This window comes from Pseudomonas sp. SK (genome assembly GCF_012975065.1).
GTDB lineage: Bacteria > Pseudomonadota > Gammaproteobacteria > Pseudomonadales > Pseudomonadaceae > Aquipseudomonas > Aquipseudomonas anuradhapurensis.
Genome location: NZ_CP051857.1, coordinates 3,076,049 through 3,099,551 on the forward strand (window position 1 = coordinate 3,076,049; position 23,503 = coordinate 3,099,551).

A 23,503-nucleotide genomic window follows, 5' to 3' on the forward strand; every position below is an offset into this window, starting at 1 on the left:
GCGGCATGAAGTCAACACTTGGCGTGCTGCGCCGAAAGCGGCACATCGAACACCTTGTCGAAGCCCCACTGGAAGACAAACGCATAAACGAAGAAGAACACGAACAACGCCAGGTTGGTCAGCAGCGCCGCCCACAGGCTGACATCCAGCCAATAGGCCACCAGCGGCAGCAGGATCAGCACCAACCCGCCTTCGAAGCCCAGGGCATGCAACAGACGTCGCAGGAAGGTACGCTCGCGCCGCCGCTGACGCGCTTCCCAGCGTTCGAATACCCAGTTGTAGGCCATGTTCCAGCTCATCGCGATGCCCGACATCAGCACCGACAACACGGTCGACTGCGCCATGCCTGCGCCGAACGCCAGTTCCAGCGCGGGCGCCACACAGGCAACGGCGATGGCTTCGTAGAGAATGGCCTGGACGATCTTGCGTGCCTTGCCTTGCATGTTCTGCTCCCTGGGTGAACGACCTGTAAACTACTAGAACTGGCTTGTAAGAAAAAGCCTGAAATTTGGACAACACTGCATCCGGCTGCTTGTATCTATCGAGGACAGACGCCGACATGTCGTACTACTTCGTCCAAGGAATCGAACGAGGATAAAGACAATGGCTTACGCCTTATTACTGGTGGCCGGCACATGAGCCTGGCATTCATCGATTTCCTTACCTATGTGCTGTTCGGCCTGAAGATCTTCGCGATCGTGCTGGCCTCGCTGATGTTCCTGCTGGGCCTGGACGACCTGTTCATCGACCTGTGCTATTGGTGCCGCAAGCTGGTCCGGCGTTTTCGTATCTATGACAAGTACGAAAGAGCCGACGAAAAACGCTTGTTCGAGGTACCGGAAAAGCCCCTGGCGATCATGGTCCCGGCCTGGAACGAAGTGGGCGTGGTGGGAGAAATGGCGCGCCTTGCCGCCTCGACCATCGACTATGAAAATTACCAGATCTTCGTCGGCACCTACCCCAACGACCCGCAAACCCAGGCCGATGTCGACGCGGTGTGCCTGCACTACCCCAACGTGCACAAGGTAGTCTGCGCGCGCCCCGGCCCCACCAGCAAGGCCGACTGCCTGAACAACATCATCGACGCCCTGCTGCGCTTCCAGCAGGACGCCGGCATCGAATTCGCCGGTTTCATCCTGCATGACGCCGAAGACGTGATTTCCCCCATGGAGTTGCGCCTGTTCAACTACCTGCTGCCGAACAAGGACATGATCCAGATTCCGGTGTACCCCTATGCACCGGAATGGAAAGGCTTCACCGCCGGCCATTATGTCGACGAGTTTGCCGAAAACCACGGCAAGGACGTGATCGTGCGCGAGGCCCTCACCGGCCAGGTGCCCAGTGCTGGCGTGGGTACCTGTTTCAGCCGCCGCGCCATCGCTGCGCTGCTCGAGGACGGCGACGGCATCGCCTTCGACGTGCAGAGCCTGACCGAAGACTACGACATCGGTTTTCGCCTGAAGCAAAAGGGCATGAAGTGCATCTTCGCCCGCTACTCCATCACCGACCCGAGCCTGACCCTGAAGCAGGAGTGGCGCCCGGGCATGAGCCGCGAATTCTCGCAGGTGATCTGCGTGCGCGAGCACTTCCCGCGCGACTGGCAACACGCCATCCGGCAGAAGTCACGCTGGATCGTCGGCATCGTGTTCCAGGGCACCAGCAACCTTGGCTGGAGCCGCAAGGGCGCGCTCAACTACTTTCTCTGGCGCGACCGCCGTGGCTTGTTCGCCTACCTGCTGAGCTTCCTGGTCAACCTGTTGCTGCTGGTGTTGCTGGCCATGTGGCTGGTCACGGTCATTGCACCGGAGTCGTGGCGCTTCATGTCGATCCTCGATGACAGCCCGCTGCTGGCCACGTTGCTCTGGCTGAACGGCCTGCTGCTGGTCAACCGCCTGTTCCAGCGCGCCTGGTTCGTCACCCGCTTCTATGGTATCGGCGAGGGTCTGCTGTCGGCACCACGGATGATGTGGAGCAACTTCGTCAACTTCTTCGCCAACTTGCGCGCCTTGCGCCAGGTGATGGAAATGGGCGACTCGCGGCGCGTGGCCTGGGACAAGACCACTCACGAATTCCCCGCCATCGCCGCCCCGGCCCGCACCCCGCTGGGCCAGCGCCTGATCGCCAAGGGCCTGATCAGCGACGAGCAGTTGCAACAGGCGATCATCAGCCCGGTACGCCGGCGCCTGGGCCGTGAACTGCTGCTGCGCGGCTGGCTGAACAGCGAACAGCTGGTGGCTACCCTGGCCGAACAACTCGACCTGCCCTGGGCACCGCTGAACCCGTTCAAGCTCGACCCGCAGCTGATCGCCAAGCTGCCACGCAAGCTGGCCACGCACTACGGCGTGCTACCGGTAGCCGAAGACGGTGACACGCTGATCCTGGCCAGCGAAAGCCCGGTCAGCCAGGTGTCGCTGGGGGTGATAAGCCGGCAGTTGAAACGCCCGGTGAGTGCACGCCTAGCCCCCCAGGGCCGGGTGACCCTGGGCCTGCGTTACCACTACCCGAGCCCCTGGCAGAAAGCCGAAACCCGCGACATGCTGGCCATTCTGGAACGCTACCAGGACGATGAAGCGCTGCTGGAACGGGTCAGCCATCACCAGGTGATGCTCGGTGCCCTGCTGCAGGTACGCGGCATGGTGCCGGTGACCCTGTTCAACCAGGCGCTGATCGACTACAACCCCGACCACCAGAGCCTGGGCGAATACCTGATCACCCGCGGCATCATCACCGAGCAGGTGCTGCAAGAAGCCCTGATCGAACAGGCCAGCGAACAGCAGGCCGCCTTTGACCTGACCCGGGAGGTGGCATGAAGCCGCGCTTTTCCCTCACTTTCACTGGCCTGTTGCTGTGTTCCGCCGCCCTGCCCGCCGCAGCATCGACACCGATGACCGACTTCCAGCGGTTCACCAGCTACCCGTTCATGGAACGTAGCTACCGAGAGGCGAAGAAGGACAACTGGGCCGAGGTCGAGCGCCTGACCCGGCACGTCCTCGAGCGGGTACCGAACAATGACGAAGCCCGCGCATTGCTGGTGCAAGCCCTGGCCCACCAACGCCGCTACCAGGAAGCCGAAGCGCTGGCCGAACAACTGGGGGACGACCCGGCGCAGGCCAACGCCCTGCTCGAACTGCGTCTGGCCTGGATCGAGCAGGACCCGCCCGCGGCCAGCCAGGTGGAGCGCTGGCTGGCCAGCAGCGATGGCGCCCAGCGCGTGCGCCTGTGGCAGGCCTACAGCCTGAGCCTGGCCAAGTCCGCTGGCGCCGCCAAGGCCCTGGACTGGCTCAATCACCTGCCGCTACGGGAGGACGGCCAGGTCCTGCGCCTGGCCCGGGCCAACTTTGCCGAACAGCTGCACAACTGGAAGGAAACCATCGAACAGCTGCAGCCGCTCGCCGATAAGCGCCAGTTGCCGGCCCAGGACTGGCAGCGCCTGGCCAATGCCTATATCCAGCAGGTGGACGAAAACGGCTTGAACGCACTGCTGCCCAGCGCCCCATCCGCCGCAGCCGCCGACCAGGCCCGCCTGGCCATGGCCAACCGAGCCATCGCCGTCGGCCACAACCAGCAGGCCCAGCGCTGGCTGCAGGCGCTGCCGACCGAGCAACTGAACCAGCCGGTGCAGCGCCAGCAGCTGTGGGAACTGGCCCGCGAAGGCGAGGATGCCGCGCTGGTGCAGCGCCTGAGCAACGAACTGCAACGCCCCTGCCTGGAAACCGTCGACTGGCTGTCGCGCCGCGACCCGGCGCTGGCCCGCGAGCAATTCAAGGGTTGCACGGCCAGCACCGATCCCAAGGCTTACGCCGTGCTCAGGCAGCGTCTGTACGGTGACCCGCCACAGCCTGCGCAACCACGCACTGCCGCCGAATGGGAAAACCGCTACCGGCAAAGCGGTGACCTGGCGGCGCTGGAGCAAGCCACCTTCCTGCTGACCCAACAGGGCCGCACTGATCACGCACGGCAACTGCTGGAGCAAGCCTACGACCGCCACCAGGGGCGCCTGGCCCCGTCGCTGCTGCAGCGCCTGGGCAACCTGTATGCACGCAACGACGGGCCGCTGGACCGTCGCCGCATGCTCGGCCTGGTCCCCCGGGTCGACGCCAATACCCGCGCCCAGCTGCTCGGCCGCCTGGCCGAGGCCGGCCACTGCGATGCCGTGCGCCAGGCCATACCGGCCGCCCCCAGCGAGCCCGGCCAGTACCGCGCGCTGGGTCGCTGCGCCATGCCTGACCAGCCCGGTGAAGCAGTCGTCTACTATCAGGCCGCCGAGCGCCTGGGCGACCGTGGTAGCCGTCTGCCGCTGGCCTATGCCCTCGAGGCTGCCGGCGACTCCGAGGCCGCCCTGGCCATCTGGCGCAGCCTGCCGGACAGTACCTGGACCGAGAACGCGCGCCTCACCGCTGCGCGTGGCGCGCTGAACGCCGGCGACCCGCAGGCGGCCCGCCGCTATTGGGAGGCCGCCGGGCAGCATAGCGCCGACGACTGGGCGCTGGGTGCGGCCATCGCCGAGCAGCAAGGCGATTACCAGGGCGCGCTGGCCTTGCAACGCCAGGCCTTGGCGCATGCGCCGCGAGCCGACCATTACTACGCCGCCGCCAGCACCGCGCAACTGGCCGGCGACCCCGCGCAAAGCAGCGCCTGGCTGGCCGAAGCCGTACGCCTGGCCCCCGACCAGCCGCGCTACCGCGCCGACTACGGCATGCGCCTGGCCGGCTCGGCAGACAAAAACCAGCGCCGCCAGTCGATCCCCTTGCTGGAACGTGCCACCCACGACTTTCCCGAGGATTACCGCCTGGGCGAGACGCTGGCCTTGCGCTACGACGAGGCCGAAGACAGCGCCGCGGCACGTCGCGAGCTGCGCCGGGTGCTCGATGTCGAGCAGAACCTGGTCGACGGCGATGACGAGTACGGCAGCCTGGAGGCCCGCAAGTACCGCCAGCGGCGGGCCCATGAAAGCCTGTCGCGGCGCGACACCATCACCCTGGCCAGCACCTGGTCGCCGGCCGGTACCTCGACCAACGACAGGTTCCTCGACAATGGCCAGCGCAGTGGCACTTCGCGCCACGCACAATCGCAGAACGTGCAGTTGGCGATGTGGGACCATGCCCTGGGTGAAGAGCCCAGCCGCAATGGCAGCACCCTGTCGGTGTATGGCCGGGTGCTGTTCGGCGGGCAAAGCCGTACCGACTACGCACAAAGCATGGGCACCGGCGTCGGCCTGCGCTACAAGCCGCTCGGCCAGGCCAACCTCAACCTGTACGCAGAGCTGTACCACCAGCGCCAGGTCGACGAGGCGCACTACCGCGGCCTGAGCCTGGGGCAGCTGCTGAGCCCGGCCAAGGTCGGCGGCAACTGGGGCGACCTGCGCCACCACGCCGAATCGAGCAATGACCTGCTGTTGCGCGCCACCGCCTCGTTCCTCGACCAGGGCGCCTGGCGCAACGACTGGCGGGTCGATGAGGACGACTGGAACGAGCGCTTCCTCTACCTCGACGCCGCCTGGTGGACCCGTGCCGGTGACCACGCCTGGCTGTCGCGCTACCAGCAGGGCCACGCCTGGAAGCTGCCGGGCAGTTCGCCGCAGACCCTCATGCCGTATGGCTTTGTCGAGTTCTCCAGCCAGGACCCGAGCAACGACTGGCGCCAGGACGCCCGGGCCGGGGTCGGTGTGCGCTGGCAATGGTGGTTCGATGACGACCGCTACAACGCCTACCGCGGTTCGCTGAAAGTGCGTGCCGAGTACCAGCAATCGCTGGGCGGCAACCTCTACGAGCGCGCCAATGGCGTGCTGGTCGGTGCGGAGATGACCTTCTGATGCGTACGCTCCTTGCCCTGTGCCTGCTCGCCCTGTGGTTGCCGGCCAGCGCCGACCAGCGCCTGTTCTACCAACCGCTCAACCGCGACGCCAGCATCACCCCTGGCCAATGGCAACAGCTGTGGCATGCCACCGCCGCGCAGGGCGGCAAGACCTTGATCGTGCAATGGAGCGCCTACGGCGACAGCGATTTTGGCGGCGCGAACGGCTGGCTGGCCAACAGCCTGCGCAGCGCCCGCGCCGAAGGCTTGCAGCTGGTGCTGGGGTTGTACATGGACCCGGCCTATTACCAGCGCCTTGACCAACTCGATGGTGATGGCCTCACCAGGTACTGGCAGGCGCAGTTGGGGCGCTCGCTCAGCCACTACCAGCAACTGCGCCAGACGTGGCAATTGCCGGTGGATGGCTGGTACCTGCCGATGGAACTGGACGACCTGCATTTTCGTCAAGCCGAGCGGCGCGCTGCGCTGTTCAGCCAGTTGCAGGCCTTCAACCGCCAGCTCGACAAGCCCTTGCACATCAGTGCCTTCAGCGCGGGCAAACTGTCGCCGCGGGTCAATGGCGCCTGGCTGGATCAGCTGGCCGGCCTGGGCGTGACCGTGTGGTGGCAGGACGGCACTGGCACCGGGCGCTTGCCCGCACTGGTACGCCAGAACTATGAGCAGGCCTTGCCGTGCCGGGTGGGCGTGGTGCGCGAGGCGTTCCGCCAGGTAAGCGCGCCAGGGCAGCCGTTCCGCGCCGAGCCCGCTGAACCGCAGCTGGGCGGCGGTTGCCATGCCGAGGCCGTGTTCGACTTGCGTTACCGGCCTTGGGCCCGGGGTGTTCTGCCCAACAATTGAGTCGCCAGGCCTGGCGGTACTCACAGGAGCCCAGCGATGTTCAAGACCATCGAAGCGCACGTACGCAAGCAGGTCGCCCCAGCCGCCCTGCGCGCCGAGTTCCGCCAGCACGAATTCGAGTCCATGCGCCCGTTCTGCCTGCTGGTGTTCTGCGTCAGCATCCTGATCTGGCTGGTCTTCGACCTGATCGTCAGCTTCCTCGGCGGCCAGGGCTTCACCTGGCTGTCGTGCGTGTTCCTCGCCCTGCTCGGCTGCCTCACCCTGGTGCTGCGGTTCACCCGCCGCAGCCATCACTTCGATGTGCTCAACCTGCTGTTCGTCGCGGTGATCACCCTGGGCATGCGCCTGGTGATCGAAGGCATCCCGGTGGCCCAGCGCCCGGTGTGGCTGGTCCTCGGCGTGTCCACCGTGCTGTATGCCGTGTCGGTGCTACCGGTTCGGCGCTGGTCGTTCTTCTGCGCCATGGCCATCACCTGGGTGCTGCTCAGCCCGTTCTATCACACCCGTATCGACGCGGACGAACTCGAAGGGGCCATGCTGCTGAGCTACGCAGTGTTCCTCAGCGGCCTGGTCATCTACAGCTACGTGCAGATGCGCAAGGCCAAGCTGCACAACTTCTATCTGTCCAAGGTGCTGCTGGAGCAGGCCTATGTCGACACCCTGACCGAAATCCCCAACCGCCGCTCGTTCATGACCCAGGCGGGTGACCAACTGCGCCTGGCCAACGCCGGGCAGTACCTGGCGATGATCGACATCGACAACTTCAAACGGGTGAATGACCGCTTTGGCCATGACGTGGGTGATGAAGTGCTCAAGCGCGTGGCCATGCATATCAAGGCGAGCATGGCCGGTTTCGAATTTGCCCGGCTGGGCGGTGAGGAGTTCGCGGTGTTTTTCCAGGGGCTGGACCAGCAAGGCGTCGAGCAGCGGGTGGCGGGTTTGTGCCAACGGGTGCGCGAGGACATTGCCGAGCACCCGGTGACCGTCAGCATCGGCCTGGCCCGGGTAGCCCCGGGAGACAGCCTGACCACGGCGCTGGTGCGCGCCGACCGGGCGCTGTATGAAGCCAAGCACAGTGGCAAGGACCGCTTTGTGCTGTGGTCAGGCACGCTGGCAGACAGTGATTAGCAGGCTCGGCCCTTTCGCGGGTAAACCGCTGCTGCTGCATCTGCATCGCGCTCGGGTTCAGCGCAATACCTGCGGCAGCGAGTTTACCTGCGAAGCGGCCGGCACAGGCGACACCTCACCCGGCAGGCAGACGAATCCGGAATTGCGCCCCGCCCAGCGCCGACTGCGCCACGGTCAAGGTCCCGCCCTGCCCCTCGATCGCCCGCCGGCTGATCGCCAGCCCCAGGCCAAACCCACCCGTATTGCGGTCACGGCTGCGGTCCAGCCGGTAGAACGGCTGGAAGATCCGCTCGCGCTCTTCCACCGGTATGCCAATCCCGTCATCTTCCACCGTCACCAGGCAGGTACCATCCTCTTCCCGGCGCAAACGCAGCAACAAGCTCTCGTCGCAATAACGCATGGCATTGCGCACCAGGTTCTGCACCGCGCGCGCCGTCAACCTGGGGTCCAGGACAAAACGTGGCAAATCACCTTCGGCGCGCACTTCCCACTTGATGCCGCGGCCATCGAGCTCCTCGGCAAAGCCGCCGAGTACGCTGTCGACCAACTCCAGCAACGACACCTCGACCCGCTCGCGGGCCTGGTCGGCGTTGTACAAACGGCTGTAGGACAGCAACTCCAGCACCAGCTCGTCCAGCTCGCGCACGTGCCCCACCAGCTCCAGCAGGCGCTTGCGGCTGGCCGGAGGGACTTCGTCGAACAGCAGCACCAGGCCGAAATCCAGCCGGGTCAGCGGTGTGCGCAACTCGTGCGACACCGCATTGAGCAGCTCGCGCTGCTGGTTGACGTGGCGCTCCAGGTCGCCAGCCATGGTGTCGAACACCCTGGCCAGCTCACCGATGTTGGAATGCGGCGAGATGTGCGTGCGCTCGGCCATCTGCCCCTGGCCCAGGCGCCGGGCGGTTTCTTTCAAACGCTCCAGGTCGCGCCAGTGCGGCCATACCCACAGCAGCAGGCAGCCGAGCATGACCGCACCGATCAGTACGGTCACCCCCCACGACAGCACGTTGATGTCCAGCGGGTCGGGGGGTGAGTGCAGGCGCACCAGCCATTCCTTGTCCAGCGGTGCCAGCACCGTTTCGTAGTAGCCCCACTCGGCGATGCGCACCACATGCAGGCCATGCTCCAGGCGCGCCTGCTCGGCCTCGCTCAAGCCGGCCTGGTCCATGCGCAGCAGCTGCAATTGCAACGGCGCGAAATCCCTGGCCAGCTCCTGTTCCACTGCCGGCCACTGCTCGCGCGGGGCCTGGCGGAACTGGCGCACGATCAGTGACTGCACGCCCTTGGCCTGGTCCAGGTTGTAGGCCATGAAGCGCTCCTGGAACAGCCCGACGATGGTGTCAGGGATGAACAGCAGCGCACCGGCATAGGCGACGATGATGACCAGGTACAGGCGCACCAGGATCTTGAGCATGGCCGATCAGCACTCCCACTCGACGCGGCTGAACAGGTAGCCCTTGCCCCATACGGTCTTGATCTTGCGCGCCTCGCCAGCGTTGTCGTCGAACTTGCGTCGCAGCTTGGAAATGGCCACGTCCACCGAACGGTCGGTGCCGTTGAACTCGATGCCGCGCAGCTGCTGCAGGATGCGGTCGCGGTTCAGCACCTCGCCGGCATTGCGCGCCAGCACCACCAGCAGGTTGTATTCGCCGCTGGACAGCTCCACCTCCTCGCCGCGCCAGCTCACTGTGCGCTCGGCCAGGTCGATGCGCAGGCCGCCGATCAGGATCAGCTCGTTGTCCAGACGCGGTTCGTGGATGCTGCTGCGGCGCAACAGGGTGCGCACGCGGGCCAGCAGCACGCGTGGCTCGCAGGGCTTGGTCACATAGTCGTCGGCGCCCATTTCCAGGCCCAGGACCTGGTCATGGCTGTCATCGCGGGCGGTCAGCATCAGAATCGGCAGGCTCTGCGATTCCTGGCGCAACAGGCGGCACAGCTGCAGCCCATCGATGCCCGGCAACATCAGGTCGAGGATGACCAGGTCGGGCTTTTGCCGACGGTACTCGTCCAGCACGTGGTCGCCACGGGCGATCACCTGGACATGGAAGTCGTTGCGTTGCAGGTAGCTGGCGATCAACTCGGACAGGGCACTGTCGTCTTCGACCAGGAAAATGTTCGGCATAGGCGGTTGGGCATCCAGGGCTGGTAGACCTTACCGGGCTGTGCGCGGAAAACTCCGCGAACAGCCCGGTGCAGACGTACGCAGAATATAGAACCCGATAGCACCACAGGATTGTTCTTCACACTTTTTCACACTCGTCCTACAGGTATTAACAGCCATCCAAGCAGCGCCTGCCTTAGCATATGGGTGGTCATCATCGGAAGATCCGTATGTCTACTACCCTCCCCCAATGCCTGCGCCCCGTGGCGCTTCTGGCGTTTCTGAGCCTGTCCCTGGCTGGCTGCGGCGAAAGCGCCGAGCAAGACGAACAGGCCGCCACCCCGCAAGTACGGGTGGAAACCCTGCAGCTGCAGCCACTGGCCATCAGCAGCGAACTCAGCGGTCGCATCCTGGCGCCGCGCACCGCCGAAGTCCGCGCCCGGGTGGCTGGCGTGGTGCTCAAGCGGGTGTACCGCGAAGGCAGCGACGTCAAGCAAGGCGATGTGCTGTTCCTGATCGACCCGGCGCCGTTCAAGGCCGACCATGACAGCGCCCGCGCCACCCTGGCCAAGGCCGAGGCCACGCTGTACCAGGCACGCCTGCAAGAGCAGCGCTACCGCGAGCTGGTCGACGACAAGGCCGTCAGCCGCCAGGAATACGACAACGCCAGGGCGGCGTTCCTGCAGGCCGATGCCGCCGTCGCCGAAGCCAGGGCCGCCCTGGAGCGTGCCCGCCTGAACCTGGGCTATGCCACCGTGACCGCGCCGATATCCGGCCGTATCGGTCGCGCCCTGGTCACCGAAGGCGCGCTGGTCGGGCAGAACGAGACAACGCCGCTGGCGACCATCCAGCAGTTGGACCCGATCCACGCCGATGTCACCCAGTCGACGCGTGAACTCAACGCCTTGCGCCGGGCCCTGCGGGCGGGTGAGCTGCAGCAGGTCGGCGATGGTCAGGCCCGTGCCACGCTGATCCAGGACGACGGCAGCGCCTACCCGCTGCCAGGCAAGCTGCTGTTCTCCGATATCAGCGTTGACCCCAGCACCAACCAGATCACCCTGCGCAGCGAGTTCCCCAACCCGGACCTCGACCTGTTGCCCGGCAGCTACGTGCGCGTGCGCCTGGAGCAGGCCGTGCAGCCCCAGGGCCTGAGCGTGCCGCAACGTGCCATCCTGCGCGACAGTGCTGGCGTGCCCAAGGTGCTGGTGGTCGACCCGCAGGCCCGGGTCAGCGATCGCCAGGTGGTCCTGGGCAGCGCCCAGGGCGACCGCTGGATCGTCAGCGAAGGCCTGGCGCCCGGCGAGCGGGTGGTGGTCGAGGGCCTGCAACACGTCAAGGCCGGTGACCAGGTGCAGGTCGACAATGCATCCGGGGCGCCGCCCATCGCACAGCACACTGGCCAGTGAGGGCCTGATTCATGCCGCAATTCTTCATCGACCGCCCGGTATTCGCCTGGGTGGTCGCACTGTTCATCCTGCTCGCCGGCGCGCTGGCCATCCCGCAGCTGCCGGTGGCCCAGTACCCCAATGTGGCACCGCCGCAAGTGGAGATCTACGCCGTGTACCCGGGCGCCTCGGCGGCGACCATGGACGAAAGCGTGGTCAGCCTGATCGAGCAGGAGCTCAACGGCGCCGACAACCTGCTGTACTTCGAGTCGCAGAGCAGCCTGGGCAGCGCCACCATCACCGCCACCTTCGCCCCGGGCACCAACCCGGACCTGGCCCAGGTCGACGTGCAGAACCGCTTGAAAGTGGTCGAGTCGCGCCTGCCGCGCCCGGTCACCCAGCAAGGGCTGCAGGTGGAGAAGGTATCCACCGGTTTCCTGCTGCTGGCCACGCTCACCTCCGAGGACGGCAAGCTCGACGAAACCGCGCTGTCGGATATTCTTGCGCGCAACGTGATGGATGAGATCCGCCGCCTCAAGGGCGTCGGCAAGGCCCAGCTGTACGGCTCGGAGCGCGCCATGCGCATCTGGATCGACCCGCGCAAGCTGATCGGCTTCAACCTCACGCCCAACGACGTGGCTGCGGCGGTCGCGGCGCAGAACATCCAGGTTGCGCCTGGCAGCATCGGCGACCTGCCCGGCCGCAGCACCCAGGAAATCACCGCCAACGTGGTGGTCAAGGGCCAGTTGAGCACCCCCGAGGAATTCGCCGCCATTGTCCTGCGCGCCAACCCGGACGGCTCCAGCGTTACCATCGGGGATGTCGCCCGGGTCGAGATCGGCGCCCAGGAGTACCAGTACGGCACCCGCCTCAACGGCAAGCCGGCCACCGCCTTCAGCGTGCAGCTGGCGCCGGGGGCCAACGCCATGGAAACCGCCACGTTGGTGCGGGCAAAGATGCACGACCTGGCGCGCTACTTCCCCGCAGGCGTGAAGTACGACATCCCCTACGACACCTCACCGTTCGTCAAGGTGTCGATCGAGCAGGTGATCAACACCCTGTTCGAGGCCATGCTGCTGGTGTTCGCGGTGATGTTCCTGTTCCTGCAGAACCTGCGCTACACCCTGATCCCCACCCTGGTGGTGCCGGTGGCGCTGATGGGCACCTTTGCCGTGATGCTGGCCATGGGCTTCTCGGTCAACGTACTGACCCTGTTCGGCATGGTGCTGGCCATCGGCATCCTGGTCGACGATGCCATCGTGGTGGTGGAGAACGTCGAGCGGATCATGGCCGAGGAAGGCCTGCCGCCGAAAGCGGCCACGCGCAAGGCCATGGGCCAGATCAGCGGCGCGATAGTCGGCATCACCCTGGTGCTGGTCGCAGTGTTCCTGCCCATGGCCTTCATGCCAGGCTCGGTGGGCGTGATCTACCAGCAGTTCGCGCTGTCGATGGCGGTGTCGATCCTGTTCTCGGCGTTTCTTGCCCTCAGCCTCACCCCGGCACTGTGCGCCACCCTGCTCAAGCCGGTAGCCAAGGGCGAGCAGCATGAGCGCAAAGGTTTCTTCGGCTGGTTCAACCGCCGTTTCGAGGGCATGAGCAACGGCTACCAGCGCTGGGTGATGCAGGCGCTCAGGCGCAGTGGCCGCTACCTGCTGGTGTACGCGGTGCTGCTGGCCGTGCTGGGCTATGGCTTCAGCCAGTTGCCGACGGCGTTCCTGCCCACCGAAGACCAGGGCTACACCATCACCGACATCCAGCTGCCGCCAGGCGCCAGCCGCATGCGCACCGAACAGGTGGCGGCCCAGATCGAGGCACACAACGCCGAGGAGCCGGGCGTGGGCAACACCACGCTGATTCTCGGCTTCAGCTTCTCGGGTAGCGGGCAGAACGCGGCGCTGGCCTTCACCACGCTCAAGGACTGGTCCGAGCGCGGTGGCGATGACAGCGCCCAGTCGATCGCCGACCGTGCCACCCTGGCCTTCACCCAGCTCAAGGATGCCGTGGCGTTCTCCGTGCTGCCGCCACCGATCGACGGCCTCGGTGAGTCGACCGGCTTCGAGTTCCGCCTGCAGGACCGCGGCGGCATGGGCCACGCTGCACTGATGGCCGCCCGCGACGAGCTGCTGGCCAATGCGGGCAAGAGCAAGGTCCTGGCCAACGTGCGCGAAGCGTCGCTGGCGGAAAGCCCGCAGATCCAGCTGGAAATCGACCGCCGCCAGGCCAACGCCCTGGGCGTATCGTTCGCCGATATCGGCACGGTCCTGGACGTGGCCGTGGGCTCCAGTTACGTCAACGACTTCCCCAACCAGGGCCGCATGCAGCGGGTGGTGGTGCAGGCCGAAGGCGACCAGCGCAGCCAGGTCGAGGACCTGCTGAGGATCCACGTGCGCAACGACAGCGGCAAGATGGTGCCGTTGGGTGCATTCGTCCAGGCCAGATGGGTCAGCGGCCCGGTGCAGCTGACGCGTTACAACGGCTACCCGGCAGTGTCGATTTCCGGCGAGCCGGCGGCCGGCTACAGCTCGGGCGAAGCCATGGCCGAGATCGAGCGCCTGGTGGCCCAGCTGCCGGCCGGTTCCGGCCTGGAATGGACCGGCCTGTCGCTGCAGGAACGGCTGTCCGGCAGCCAGGCGCCGATGTTGATGGCGCTGTCGTTGCTGGTGGTGTTCCTGTGCCTGGCGGCACTCTACGAAAGCTGGTCGATCCCGACCGCAGTGCTGCTGGTGGTGCCGCTTGGGGTACTCGGCGCGGTGCTGGCCGTGACCCTGCGCGGCATGCCCAACGACGTGTTCTTCAAGGTTGGCCTGATCACCCTGATCGGTTTGTCGGCGAAGAACGCCATTCTCATCATCGAGTTCGCCAAGAGCCTGGTCGACCAGGGCGTCGATGCCGTTGACGCCGCCGTGCAAGCCGCACGCCTGCGCCTGCGCCCGATCGTGATGACCTCGCTGGCGTTCATTCTTGGCGTGGTCCCCCTGGCCATCGCCAGCGGCGCCAGCTCGGCCAGCCAGCAGGCGATCGGCACCGGGGTGATCGGCGGCATGCTCAGCGCCACCCTGGCGGTGGTGTTCGTGCCGGTGTTCTTCGTCGTGGTGATGCGCCTGGCCGGGCGCCGCCAAGCGCGTGATAGCGACATACCGAGCGTGGCCAGCGAGCGCTGACTGGACAAGCAGCGCGTGACATGGGAGGGTTCCCGGCAATGACTGCCCGGAACCCTTTTTCATGCCTGATGCACTGCCACCCTGCTCGATCCTCATTCTTGCCGGCGGCCGCGGCCAGCGCATGGGCGGCCGCGACAAGGGCCTGATCGACTGGCAGGGCGAACCGCTGGTGGCGCATGTGCAGCGCGTGGTACGCCCGCTCAGCGATGACCTGGTGATTTCCTGCAACCGTAACCAGCAGGCCTACCGGGCGTATGCCGACCAGTTGGTGGGCGATGCCGAGGCGGACTACCCCGGGCCGTTGGCGGGAGTGATTGCCGGGCTCAAGGTGGCGCGGCATGAATGGGTGGTGCTGCTGGCCTGTGATGCGCCGCTGGTTGACCGGGGGTTGATCGAGGACCTGCTGCGGCTGGCGGTGACCCGTGACAGTGCGGCCATGGTGCGCCAGGGTGGCTACTGGCAGCCAATGTTCAGCGTGTTGCCACGTCGGCTGTTGCCGGTGCTGGAGCAGGCCTGGGCGGCGGGTGAGCGGAGTTTGCAGAAGGCCTTGCTGCGCGAGACCGTGCAAGGGCTGGAGTGTGCCGAGGATGATCGCAGGTTGAGCAACTTCAATAGCCCGGAGTTGCTACAAGGCTGAAACCTCTACTGCCTTTGATGGCCTCTTCGCGGGCTCGCCCGCTCCCACAGGAATTGCGCTTTACTTGAGCTATGCGCTGTACCTGTGGGAGCGGGCGAGCCGGCGAAGAGGGCCGGCACAGGCAATACATCAACTGGCCGTCAGCTCCTTGATACTGATCTCACGCATCCTGAACTTCTGCACCTTGCCGGTCACCGTCATGGGAAACTCTTCGACAAAGCGGAAGTACCGCGGCACCTTGAAGTGGGCGATGCGCGCCTTCGCCCACTCGCGCAGTTGTTCCTCGCTGGCCACCTGCCCCGGATGCAGCCGCACCCAGGCGACGATTTCTTCACCGTACTTGCTGCAGGGCACGCCAATCACCTGCACATCGGCCACCGCCGGGTGGGTGAAGAAGAACTCCTCCAGTTCCCGCGGGTAGATGTTCTCGCCACCGCGAATGATCATGTCCTTGCTGCGCCCGACGATGCGCACGTAGCCCTGCTCGTCCATCACCGCCAGGTCGCCGGTGTGCATCCAGCCGTCCTGGTCAATGCTTTCGGCGGTGGCCTCGGGGTTGTTCCAATAGCCCAGCATCACACTGTAACCGCGCGTACACAGCTCACCGATCTCCCCGCGCGGCACGGTGTTGCCGTCGCCATCGATCACTTTGTTTTCCAACCGCGGCTGGGTGCGCCCGACGCTGGTCACGCGACGTTCCAGGTCGTCGCTGGCGCCAGTCTGCAGCGATACCGGGCTGGTCTCGGTCATGCCATAGGCAATCTGCACCTCGGCCATGTGCAGCTCGCCGATCACCCGGCGCATCAGCTCGATAGGACAGGTGGCACCCGCCATGATCCCGGTGCGCAGGCTGGACAGGTCGAATTCGCCACGCTGCGGGTGATCCAGTTCGGCGATGAACATGGTCGGCACGCCATACAGCGCAGTGGCCCGTTCTTCGGCGACCGCACGTAGCGTGGCCAGCGGGTCGAATGCGTCGCTGGGGTAGATCAGGGTACTGCCGTGGGTCATGCAGCCGAGGTTGGCCATGACCATGCCGAAGCAGTGGTACAGCGGTACCGGCACCACCAACCGGTCATGCTCGGTCAGGCCGAGGCTTTCGCCGACCATGTAGCCGTTGTTGAGGATATTGGCATGGCTGAGCGTGGCGCCCTTGGGGAAGCCCGTGGTGCCGGAGGTGTACTGGATATTGATCGGGTCATCGCAACGCAGTTGCGCCTGGCGCTCGCTCAGGGCCTTGCAGCTGACGGCTGCGGCACGGGCTTGCAGGTGGTGCCAGGCGAGAAAGCCCGGCGGTGGCGCGGCGGCCAGGCTGACCACCCCGCGCAGTTGCGGGAAGCGCTCGCAGGCCAGGGCCCCCGGCTGGCCGCAGGCCAGGCCCGGCACCAGGCCCTGCAGCATGGCATGGTAGTCGGACGTCTTGAACGCATCGGCGCAGATCACCCAACTGCAGCCGGACTGGCCAAGGGCATAGTCCAGTTCGCTGGAACGGTAGGCCGGGTTGATGTTGACCAGTATCGCGCCGATCTTCGCACTGGCGAACTGGGTGATGCACCACTCGGCGCAGTTCGGTGCCCAGATACCCAGGCGGTCGCCGGGCTGCACGCCCAGGGCCATTAGTGCCCGGGCGTGCTGGTCGACGGCCTCGGCCAATTGCCGCCAGGTGTAGCGCAGGGCCTGGTGGCGGACCACCAGGGCTTCACGATCGGGGAAGCGGGCAACGGTGCTGTCGAAGGCGTCGCCGATGCATTGGCTGATCAGGGCCTTGGTCTGGTTGCCCTGGGAGTAGCTTGGCTGGGGCATGGCGTTCTCTTGTTGTTCTTTTGTTGGTTGTACCGGCCTTATCGCGGATAAATCCGCTCCTACAGGGTCACCGCTGGCCTGTAGGAGCGGATTTATCCGCGATGAAGCCAACACCTGCCTAGCGGACGAACACCTGCGGCGTAGTGGTCGACATGTCCCCGCCCGGCAGCTTGATGTTCTTCACCTTCTCCAGGGTATCCGGGTCGAACACCGCCAGGTCGTTGAAGGTGCCGCCCAGGTACAGCTTGTCGCCCTTGCGGTCGAAGGTGACGCAGTAGTAAGTGTGGTCCAGGTTCGCCGCCTTGATCAGCTTGCGTTGCTTGAGGTCGTACTTGGCCAGGCGGTTGAGTACACCGTAGATCTGGTTGGGGTCTTTTGGCGAACGCAGCCCGGTGAAGTACAACTCGGTGAGGTCGGCGAATTCCTGGGTGTGGGTCTTGCCGGTCTTCAGGTCGACGCTCAGGTAGCCATACAGCAGCTCGGCAGTGGCCGGGTCCTGCTTGTCGTCCTTGAACCTGGCGATGGTGTACAGCATCGAGAACTCGTGACGCGGGCTCTGGTGCGGCCAGAAGTACAGCACGTCCGGGGCGCTGTAGCCCTTGCGGTGCCAGTTGCGCAGCGGTAGCGCCACCGTGTACTTGCCGGTGTGCACATCCATCTTGTAGATGTCCGGCCCGGCAACGTACAGGCTGCCGTCGTCCGCCGCGCGCATCAGGTACACCTGGCGCGGCATCGGGAAGGTGCGTACGGGCTTCGCCTGCAGGCCATCGGCAGTGCTGAACACTTCCAACCGCGGTGGCTTGACCACGTAGTGGTCGTTCAGCCGTTGGGTCGGGTTGACCGTGGCATAGACTTCCTTGCCGTCGGGGCTGATGGCGAACGAGTACATCGACTTGCCGACCTCGCCCGCCACGTTGGACAGGCTGGCATGGAAGGTGGTCTTGCAGGTGTCCAGGTCGATGCCGTAAATGTCGCCGTAGTGGTTATTGAGCACATAGGCGGTGCGGTTGTCCGGCGCCATCATTGCGGTGCCGGGGCCGAACTTGTCCGGCATGGTGCAACTCTTGTAGACCGTGTCGCTGGCCACATCGAGCACATGCAGGTTGTTCGGGTAGTTGGTCACGATCATGTATTCGTGGCCAGCCTTCAGCGCCGGCCCGGTGTCGGCGGCCTGTACCAGCCCGGCGCAGGCCGTGGCGGCGATGGTGAGCGCGAGTGACGCGCAGCGTCCAGCTTTCATGCGGTTTCCCCTTGTCGTTCTTGTTGGGCCGGTCACTTGTCTTTCGGGAACACGGTGCCAAGGTTGCGCCAGTCTTCGGCAGAATTGCTCGCCTGGGCGTTCCAGTCCTGGTAGGTGCTCATCATGTCCGGCACCTGGGCCGGCCACCAGCAAGGGTCGGAGCAGCCATACAGGTCGGCCTCCATCGGCTGGCACAGCGAACTCACGCCGCCGAAGGCGTCCACTTCCCAGCCCGGGTCGGTGGTGGCGGTACAGCCGGCCACCGCACTCATGGCCATGACCTCTTCGACGCGGTCTTCGGCGGCGGCCTGCTCGAGGATGCGCGCCTTGTTGTTCAGGGGCTTCAAGTGCTTCATGTCAGTGTGCCTTGCGCGGGGTGATGTAGCGATCGATGAAGGCCGGGTTGGCGGCCATGATGCGGCTGTAGACTTCGATGCCGAAGTCGACCCAGTCGCGCATCAGTTCGCAATAGTGGTAGGTCGGGTGCTGCGGGTCGCCATAGCGGGCGTAGCTTTCGTGGTAGCAGCCGCCGGAGCACAGGTTGCGGATGCGGCAGCTGTCGCAGCCGGTGTTGCTGCGGTCCAGGCGCTGCGACAGGAAGTCGTTGAGCTGCGCCTGCTTCACCCCCTGGTGCACATTGCCGAAGGTCGGCAGGCTGGAACCGGTGAAGCGATGGCACAGGTTCAACTCGCCCTGGTGATCCACCGCCAGCATCTTCAGCCCGGCACCACACGGCAGCGCCTTCTTGTGCCCTTCATGGATGTCGGTGATCAGCTGGTGCAGGTTGGAGAAACCGATGTTGCGGTGCTCCAGCGCCGCCTGCAGGTACTTGCGACCGAGCGCCTTCATGTTGGCGAACACCTGTACCAGCTCGTCGCCGGTGAGGTTGAAAGCGGCCATGTCGCCGGAGGTCACCGGGGCAAAACCGACTTCGGCAAAGCCCAGCTCGTTGAACAGGTGGTTCCAGATGGTCTCGACGTCGGTGATGCCCCGGGTCAGGGTCACCCGCGCGCCCACCGGGCGGCTGTGGTAACGCGACAGCAGCAGGTCGACCTTGCGCCGCACCACGTCATAGGTACCCTGCCCGCCCACCGTGATGCGGTTGCGGTCATGCACGGTCTTGGGGCCGTCGATGCTCACCGACAAGCCGAAGCGATGGGCATTGAGCCAGTCGATGATTTCTTCGCTCAGCAGGGTGGCGTTGGTGGTCATGATGAATTCCACCTGCTTGCCGGCTTCGGCGAAGCGCCGCTCGCAGTAGGCCACCATATGCTCGATCAACGGCCGGTTGGACAGCGGCTCGCCACCGAAGAACACCACGCTGTAGCGCGGCTCGTCGGGCGATTCCTTGAGCAGCATCTCCACCGAAGCCTCGGCGGTGGCAACGCTCATCTTCTTGCCCGCCGAGGGCTTGTCCAGGTCTTCCTTGTAGCAATAGGTGCAGCTGAGGTTGCAACCGGTGTTGACGTTGAGCACCACGGTGTTCAGCGCGGTGCGCTCGACCTGCTTGAGGGCGATTTCCGGGGTCAGCGGCGAGCCGTCGCTGACCAGCTCCAGCGCCATCAGCTCGCGCAGGGTGTCGTGGATATCATCGCCGGCAAACTGCTGGCCAAGGCGCTGCAGCAACTCCTCGGCCGAGCAGCCTTGCTGGCGCAGGGTGTCGATGATGCCAGCGGTCACCGCATCGGCGGTGAACAGCGAACTGCTGGGAATGTGGAACAGCATGCGGTCGGCATCGACCTGCACTTCGTGCAGGTTGCGTTCGACCAGGTTCAGTAGTGCGCCCATGGCGACCTCCGATAATCGATCCGTTGGCAAACCGTCAGCCCCTGCCGTTACGGCAGCGGCGGGTTGTTCCAGCGCTGTACGGTGACGATCATGTGCCCTTCGCCGGTCTGGCCGCCGTCGGCCAGGGTGGCGATGACCTTCAGGTTGCCGGCATTGTTGGTCATCATCTTGCGCGCCGGGTTGGGGCCGGCGCCGCCGGGCACGAACACGCCATCGGCCTGCATCTGCCCGGCGAACTTGACGTCTTCGTCCTCGACTGCACGCTCGTTGAACGGCTCGACCTTCCAGCTGGCCGGCAGGTAGCCGATGCGCAGTGGCTGGCCGTTGGCGTCCTTGCCCCAGGCCTCGGCCTCGAAGCGGCCCTGCACCTTGGGCACCGAGGCGCCGTTTTCGCCGATGCGGGCGATGGAGAACGCCGGGACCACCTTCACGGCCTCGACTTTGTCGTACACCGCCAGGTACGCGCCCTTGAGCGTGCCTACCGCGACTTCGCGCTGGCCAGGCCTGGCGTCGGCCGCGGCGCGCGCCTTGACCCGGAGCAGGGTTGGCGTCTGCTCCAGCACTTCGACCACTTGCACCCCGGCGCCCAGGTCCGCGCTGCCAGCCAGGTCGCTGCCGACCAGGGTGATCTCGCTTTCGCCGCCGGCCTTGATGAAGGCCGGCTGCACGGCCAGCAGGCGCGCCTGGCCCGCTTTCACCGCAGTGAAGTCCAGGCCGCGCTCATCATGCTCGGCCTCGAACATGCGGCCTTTCATTTCACCGTCCAGCGCGGCGAACACCTGGCGCAGGTTGACCTCGCCAACCTTGACGGTGCCGCGCCATTCGTAGCCGTTGTAGAGGATTGCCGTACCACTGCCATTGAACGGCGTGCCGTCGGCGTAGGCCCCGTTGATCTCGACCTTGAAGGTATCGCCCTGGTCCGCGGTCACACTCATCACCCCGCGCACATCGCCCTTGGCCAGCATGTGGCCGCTGAACGGCCACTGCCCCGGCAGCGCGTCGGCTTTCGGTTTTCCCTGCTGCCATTGAGCCCAGGCCGGGCTTTCCAGTGGGTAGCGTTTGGCCAGCTCGGGCACCACTTGCTGCAGGGCGATCGGCAGCCAGTCGCGGTCACGCGCCTGGGCCTGGTACTCGAGGGATGGCCACTGGCCGAGGTGGAAGTTGACCAGATGTTCCCACTCCTTGGCCGGACGGCGCTGCAAGGCAACGCGGGCACCGGAGTGGCAACGGCCACAGGTTTCGCTGAGCTGGGTGTCGAACTGCTCGACGGTGTTCAGCCGGCGCTCCATGGCGTAACGCACACCTTCGGTTTCGCTGGGTGCCAGGCCCTGCTTGTCGGCGAGGTATTTGACCAGCGTGCGGCGATCATCGTCACTGATCTGCAGGCCGTGCATCACCTGCATGCGCGCAATGCTCATCAGCCAGCCTTCCGGTGTTTTTCGCTGGTGGCTGATACGGCTGTAGCTGTCGTTGCCTTCGGGGATATGGCACCCCATGCACTTGTTCTGCAACAGGCTCGGGCCCTGCTCGGCCGCCATGGCCTGGGTGCTCAGCAGCGCGGCGGCGACCAGCGCCAGTTTGCCCGCATGCCGCCGGAGTCGAGTCGTCTTCAAGGTCAGACCTCCACGGTTGTTGTTCTTATCGTTTTCGCACGCTTTGGAACAGCAGGTGTGCATGTGACTATGGCGATACAGGAACTGTGCCAGATGTTGCAAAAGCGTTTTCTTTCAATCCTTTAGGCGGTTTCCGGGCGTTTGATGCCAGCAGCGATGGCCGAGTGCAGCGTGCCATTTCGCGACAGCGTGTTTCAGCTTGAGACAGGGCCCGCGGCGCAGGCCAATCGCTGGCAAGCCAGCGCCCACAGAAATTGCACAATGCCTGGGTTCGGCGCTGTACCCGCGGGCGCTGGCTTGCCGGCGAACGGCCCGGGAGGCCAGTGTTGCAACACCGTCTCACAGCGTCTCAATGTGCAACAGCGCCACCCTGCACCGACAACCTTGCTCGCAAGCAAAAACCAGCGCCTTCAAGGCTTTACCGGCACTTGCCCAGCTTGGCACGGCCATTGCGCCTATGCCCGTCACACCCAATGACAAGAGGCACAGCCCAATGCTTTCCGAACTGCCCATCCTGCCCGCCACCCGCGCCTTCCTCGAACGCAAGCTGAAGATGCGCATCGGCGCCGACTGGCAGGACGCCGCCAGCGGTCGCACCCTGTCCTTCCGCAACCCGGCCACCGGTGAGGTGCTGGGTGAGGTGCCCGCCGCCGACGCCGAAGACGTCGACCGCGCGGTGCGCGCAGCACGCCAGGCCTTCGACGATTCCGCCTGGAGCCGCCTGCGCCCGCGAGAGCGGCAGAACCTGTTGTGGCGCCTGGCCGACCTGATGGAGCGCGACGCCCGCCAACTGGCCGAACTGGAATGCCTGAACAACGGCAAGAGTGCCGCCGTTGCGCAGGTGATGGACGTGCAGCTGGCCATCGATTTCCTGCGCTACATGGCTGGCTGGGCCACCAAGATCGAGGGTAGCACCGTCGAACCCTCGCTGCCGTTGCTGCCCAACGACCAGTTCCACGCGTTCGTCCGCCGCGAAGCCGTCGGCGTGGTCGGCGCCATCGTCGCCTGGAACTTCCCGTTGCTGCTGGCCTGCTGGAAACTCGGCCCGGCGCTGGCCACGGGTTGTACCGTAGTGCTCAAGCCCGCCGATGAAACACCGCTGAGCGTGCTCAAGCTGGCCGAACTGGTGGATGAAGCCGGCTATCCGGCCGGGGTATTCAACGTGGTCACCGGCACCGGCCTGAACGCCGGCGCCGCGCTCAGCCGCCACCCCGGCGTGGACAAGCTGACCTTCACCGGCTCCACCGAAGTTGGCAAGCTGATCGGCAAGGCGGCCATGGACAACATGACCCGCGTCACCCTGGAACTTGGCGGCAAGTCGCCGACCATCGTCATGCCCGATGCCAACCTGCAGGAGGCGGCTGCCGGTGCTGCCACGGCGATTTTCTTCAACCAGGGCCAGGTGTGCTGCGCAGGTTCCCGGCTGTATGTACACCGCAAGCATTTCGACAATGTGGTGGCCGACATCGCCGCCATCGCCAACGGCATGAAACTCGGTAACGGACTGGACCCGGCGGTGCAGATGGGGCCGTTGATCTCGGCCAAGCAGCAGGACCGCGTCACCGGCTATATCGAACTTGGCCGTGAACTGGGCGCGACCATCGCCTGTGGTGGCGAAGGTTTCGGGCCGGGCTATTTCGTCAAGCCGACGGTGATCGTCGACGTCGACCAGCACCATCGTCTGGTACAGGAAGAAATCTTCGGGCCAGTGCTGGTGGCGATGCCGTTCGACGACATCGACGAAGTGATCGGCCTGGCCAATGACAACCCCTATGGGCTGGGCGCGAGCATCTGGTCGAACGACCTGGCCGCCGTGCACCGGATGATCCCGCGCATCAAGTCAGGGTCGGTGTGGGTCAACTGCCACAGCGCGCTGGACCCGGCCCTGCCGTTTGGTGGCTACAAGATGTCCGGTGTCGGCCGCGAGATGGGCGCGGCGGCCATCGAGCATTACACCGAACTGAAGTCGGTGCTGATCAAGCTCTGACCAAACCTC

16 protein-coding genes are annotated in these 23,503 nt (G+C 65.4%); 8 read left to right on the forward strand and 8 right to left on the reverse strand.

Annotated features, from left to right (window positions below):
- Window positions 1–11: 11 nt before the first annotated feature.
- A complete protein-coding gene (locus HG549_RS14175) occupies window positions 12–443 on the reverse strand; it encodes a PACE efflux transporter (RefSeq protein WP_170030132.1) in 432 nt (143 codons plus the stop codon).
- 192 nt (window positions 444–635) lie between these two features.
- Here HG549_RS14175 and nrfB point away from each other — a divergent pair, with 192 nt between their 5' ends.
- From nrfB to HG549_RS14195, 4 genes are read left to right on the forward strand one after another with little or no spacing between them, the layout of a single operon-like run.
- Entirely contained in the window at window positions 636–2,810 is a 2,175-nt protein-coding gene (gene nrfB / locus HG549_RS14180) for a cyclic di-3',5'-guanylate-activated glycosyltransferase NrfB (protein WP_170030133.1), read from the forward strand.
- Window positions 2,807–5,812, forward strand: a complete 3,006-nt coding sequence (locus HG549_RS14185) for a phage receptor (RefSeq protein ID WP_170030134.1) — start codon at window positions 2,807–2,809, stop codon at window positions 5,810–5,812. The genes nrfB and HG549_RS14185 overlap by 4 nt, the downstream gene beginning before the upstream one ends.
- Window positions 5,812–6,651, forward strand: coding sequence for a DUF4434 family protein (locus tag HG549_RS14190; protein ID WP_170030135.1), 840 nt, complete (start codon window positions 5,812–5,814; stop codon window positions 6,649–6,651). The genes HG549_RS14185 and HG549_RS14190 overlap by 1 nt, the downstream gene beginning before the upstream one ends.
- 36 nt (window positions 6,652–6,687) lie before the next feature.
- Window positions 6,688–7,779, forward strand: coding sequence for a diguanylate cyclase (locus HG549_RS14195; RefSeq protein WP_170030136.1), 1,092 nt, complete (start codon window positions 6,688–6,690; stop codon window positions 7,777–7,779).
- A 115-nt stretch (window positions 7,780–7,894) separates the two neighbouring features.
- Here the strand turns inward: HG549_RS14195 and HG549_RS14200 are convergent, their stop codons facing one another.
- Both HG549_RS14200 and HG549_RS14205 read right to left on the reverse strand, forming a co-directional pair.
- Entirely contained in the window at window positions 7,895–9,193 is a 1,299-nt protein-coding gene (locus tag HG549_RS14200) for an ATP-binding protein (RefSeq protein WP_170030137.1), read from the reverse strand.
- A 6-nt stretch (window positions 9,194–9,199) separates the two neighbouring features.
- The gene (locus HG549_RS14205; RefSeq protein ID WP_170030138.1) at window positions 9,200–9,901 is read right to left on the reverse strand and encodes a response regulator transcription factor; all 702 of its coding nucleotides are present in this window, start codon (window positions 9,899–9,901) and stop codon (window positions 9,200–9,202) included.
- Window positions 9,902–10,110: 209 nt separating this feature from the next.
- Here HG549_RS14205 and HG549_RS14210 point away from each other — a divergent pair, with 209 nt between their 5' ends.
- From HG549_RS14210 to mobA, 3 genes are all read left to right on the forward strand, one after another.
- Window positions 10,111–11,286, forward strand: coding sequence for an efflux RND transporter periplasmic adaptor subunit (locus tag HG549_RS14210; RefSeq protein ID WP_170030139.1), 1,176 nt, complete (start codon window positions 10,111–10,113; stop codon window positions 11,284–11,286).
- Between the two features lie 11 nt (window positions 11,287–11,297).
- Entirely contained in the window at window positions 11,298–14,426 is a 3,129-nt protein-coding gene (locus HG549_RS14215; protein ID WP_170030140.1) for an efflux RND transporter permease subunit, read from the forward strand.
- A 61-nt stretch (window positions 14,427–14,487) separates the two neighbouring features.
- Entirely contained in the window at window positions 14,488–15,063 is a 576-nt protein-coding gene (gene mobA, locus HG549_RS14220) for a molybdenum cofactor guanylyltransferase MobA (RefSeq protein WP_170030141.1), read from the forward strand.
- A gap of 129 nt (window positions 15,064–15,192) precedes the next feature.
- Here mobA and HG549_RS14225 read toward each other — a convergent pair whose 3' ends face one another.
- The 5 genes from HG549_RS14225 to peaA all read right to left on the reverse strand — a co-directional run bounded on the left by HG549_RS14225 (window position 15,193) and on the right by peaA (window position 21,507).
- Window positions 15,193–16,866, reverse strand: coding sequence for a fatty acid CoA ligase family protein (locus HG549_RS14225; RefSeq protein WP_170030142.1), 1,674 nt, complete (start codon window positions 16,864–16,866; stop codon window positions 15,193–15,195).
- Between the two features lie 118 nt (window positions 16,867–16,984).
- Complete coding sequence (peaD, locus tag HG549_RS14230) at window positions 16,985–18,106, reverse strand: quinohemoprotein amine dehydrogenase subunit beta (RefSeq protein WP_170030143.1); 1,122 nt, start codon at window positions 18,104–18,106, stop codon at window positions 16,985–16,987.
- 32 nt (window positions 18,107–18,138) lie between these two features.
- Window positions 18,139–18,462, reverse strand: coding sequence for a quinohemoprotein amine dehydrogenase subunit gamma (gene qhpC, locus HG549_RS14235; RefSeq protein ID WP_004375838.1), 324 nt, complete (start codon window positions 18,460–18,462; stop codon window positions 18,139–18,141).
- A gap of 1 nt (window position 18,463) precedes the next feature.
- On the reverse strand, window positions 18,464–19,894 hold the full coding sequence (gene peaB / locus HG549_RS14240; protein ID WP_170030144.1) for a quinohemoprotein amine dehydrogenase maturation protein: 1,431 nt from the start codon (window positions 19,892–19,894) through the stop codon (window positions 18,464–18,466).
- Window positions 19,895–19,941: 47 nt separating this feature from the next.
- Window positions 19,942–21,507 carry a quinohemoprotein amine dehydrogenase subunit alpha gene (gene peaA / locus HG549_RS14245; protein ID WP_170030145.1) on the reverse strand — a complete coding sequence of 522 codons (1,566 nt, stop codon included), beginning with the start codon at window positions 21,505–21,507 and terminating at the stop codon, window positions 19,942–19,944.
- Window positions 21,508–22,000: 493 nt separating this feature from the next.
- Between peaA and HG549_RS14250 the strand changes: the two genes are divergently transcribed.
- Window positions 22,001–23,494, forward strand: coding sequence for an aldehyde dehydrogenase (locus HG549_RS14250; protein WP_170030146.1), 1,494 nt, complete (start codon window positions 22,001–22,003; stop codon window positions 23,492–23,494).
- Window positions 23,495–23,503: the final 9 nt, after the last annotated feature.

Coding starts and splice junctions, on each gene's coding strand:
- HG549_RS14175 (WP_170030132.1), bottom strand. CDS start 443: ATGCAAGGCAAGGCACGCAAGATCGTCCAGGCCATTCTCTACGAAGCC.
- nrfB (WP_170030133.1), top strand. CDS start 636: ATGAGCCTGGCATTCATCGATTTCCTTACCTATGTGCTGTTCGGCCTG.
- HG549_RS14185 (WP_170030134.1), top strand. CDS start 2,807: ATGAAGCCGCGCTTTTCCCTCACTTTCACTGGCCTGTTGCTGTGTTCC.
- HG549_RS14190 (WP_170030135.1), top strand. CDS start 5,812: ATGCGTACGCTCCTTGCCCTGTGCCTGCTCGCCCTGTGGTTGCCGGCC.
- HG549_RS14195 (WP_170030136.1), top strand. CDS start 6,688: ATGTTCAAGACCATCGAAGCGCACGTACGCAAGCAGGTCGCCCCAGCC.
- HG549_RS14200 (WP_170030137.1), bottom strand. CDS start 9,193: ATGCTCAAGATCCTGGTGCGCCTGTACCTGGTCATCATCGTCGCCTAT.
- HG549_RS14205 (WP_170030138.1), bottom strand. CDS start 9,901: ATGCCGAACATTTTCCTGGTCGAAGACGACAGTGCCCTGTCCGAGTTG.
- HG549_RS14210 (WP_170030139.1), top strand. CDS start 10,111: ATGTCTACTACCCTCCCCCAATGCCTGCGCCCCGTGGCGCTTCTGGCG.
- HG549_RS14215 (WP_170030140.1), top strand. CDS start 11,298: ATGCCGCAATTCTTCATCGACCGCCCGGTATTCGCCTGGGTGGTCGCA.
- mobA (WP_170030141.1), top strand. CDS start 14,488: ATGCCTGATGCACTGCCACCCTGCTCGATCCTCATTCTTGCCGGCGGC.
- HG549_RS14225 (WP_170030142.1), bottom strand. CDS start 16,866: ATGCCCCAGCCAAGCTACTCCCAGGGCAACCAGACCAAGGCCCTGATC.
- peaD (WP_170030143.1), bottom strand. CDS start 18,106: ATGAAAGCTGGACGCTGCGCGTCACTCGCGCTCACCATCGCCGCCACG.
- qhpC (WP_004375838.1), bottom strand. CDS start 18,462: ATGAAGCACTTGAAGCCCCTGAACAACAAGGCGCGCATCCTCGAGCAG.
- peaB (WP_170030144.1), bottom strand. CDS start 19,894: ATGGGCGCACTACTGAACCTGGTCGAACGCAACCTGCACGAAGTGCAG.
- HG549_RS14250 (WP_170030146.1), top strand. CDS start 22,001: ATGCTTTCCGAACTGCCCATCCTGCCCGCCACCCGCGCCTTCCTCGAA.